Source organism: Fulvivirga kasyanovii (assembly GCF_009711405.1).
Lineage (GTDB): Bacteria > Bacteroidota > Bacteroidia > Cytophagales > Cyclobacteriaceae > Fulvivirga > Fulvivirga kasyanovii.
The window spans coordinates 1-1523 of the sequence record NZ_SMLW01000174.1 but is presented as its reverse complement, the minus strand read 5'-3'; the positions used below and the strand labels follow the sequence as shown (position 1 = coordinate 1523).

Here is a 1523-nt window from a genome sequence, read left to right as displayed (position 1 = left end):
TCTTGTCTGTGTTGGGGGAAAATCCTTTTGGGACAAAATGGTGCGGAGCCAGCACTTGTCAAAAGTGCTGTATCTGAGGAAGTACGTACTGTTAAGCAGATCAGGAGCAATGCAACCATGTTATCAGGCGCATTAGTTGTACTCTCCCGTTTTGTGCACATAGCCACTAACGAGGAAGATTGAGAAAACCGAATCAAGCAGAATTTCCGGGGAGACTCTTGTGAGTTTCTTATTTTTTGATTCGCTTACCCCACAGGTTTTACCTGACTCAGAATACCTGCAATAAACCTTCAATTTACTAAGCTCCCTTTTCCACTCTTAACGTTCTGGCAATGATTATCGCTATCACACTAAATACCAGGGCAAAGTATCCTACATATTCATAATTAAGAAGAGCCTTGGCATCCGGAGTTATAGTTGAGGGGGTTTCCGTAATAATAAAACCTCCTATTAACGCAGCCAGTCCGGAAGATAGTTGTTGTATTGACGATCTTATGGACATGAAACTACCCCGGTTTTCAGGTTTGATCACGGAAGTTACCATAGTTGTGGAGGGCACGATCCTTCCGTTGGCGAGAATAAAAAACAGGCCTGTAAAGATGAGAGCTTCCCAAAGTGGCACTGGCGGCAGGTGGGTGATAACAAGAATAGGAGCCATTACCAGTATACCAAAAATAGTGAAGACCTTAAGACGCCCATGCTTATCTGCCAGTTTGCCTACCATGGGAGAAGTGAATATGGTTAAACCGCCGCCGACGAGATAAATATACGTCAGTTGCTCTTCAGAAAACCCGACGTTACCTACCATGTAGGGTGCAATGAAGGGAATGATGGTAAAGTGCCCCAGCATGAGCATAGATGTGAAGAGTAAGCCCATAAGCGGGTTCCTCCTGCCAAAAATGACTTTAATAATGGATGTGATACTTTCCCATACGGAGATACCACTCTTTGCAGCGATGTGCCCACGCATGGAAGGTACATAAATAAATACAAGGACAGTAATCATAACCCCAAGCAGGCCCAACAGGAGGAAAGGAGCATGCCAGCTAAAAGTAGTGGCAAGGTACAGCCCAAAAGGGACACCGAAAACTGATGCCACTGAGAATGAAGCCATAACGAAACCAATTCCAGCAGCCCTTCTTTCCAGGGGAATGGCATCACTGACTATAGATAATATTAGAGCACCCAGCACACCTCCAAAAGCACCTGCGATGCACCGGGTAAGTAGCAGTACTTCATAAGTGGGGGCGAGTGCACAAGCCAATGTGCCCAGGGTAAAGCCGATGTATACAAAAGTAAGGCTTGTTTTGCGGTCAAAACGGTCGATCAGGAATGCAGCCAGAAAGCCGGAGGCACCCGCCGAGAAAGAATAAGAAGATACCAGAAAACTAAATTGCTGGGGTGATATATCAAACAGTCGCATGAGTTGTGGCCCGAGAGGCATCATGATCATAAAATCCATGATGTGGGTGAACAATGCGGCGGCAAGAATAAAAAGGAGGAGTCGTTCTTTGGTCATTGAA

The 1523-nt window shown here is 45.6% G+C and carries 2 protein-coding genes; one reads left to right on the top strand and one right to left on the bottom strand.

Annotation, left to right across the window (positions count from 1 at the left end):
• The coding region (locus E1163_RS30220; RefSeq protein WP_185155895.1) for a hypothetical protein at positions 1-183 on the top strand (183 nt) is incomplete at its 5' end.
• Between the two features lie 115 nt (positions 184-298).
• On the opposite strand, the gene E1163_RS00585 is transcribed toward E1163_RS30220, so the two are convergent.
• Positions 299-1523 (bottom strand): MFS transporter (locus E1163_RS00585; RefSeq protein WP_343033693.1); only part of this gene is annotated, 1225 nt, incomplete at its 5' end.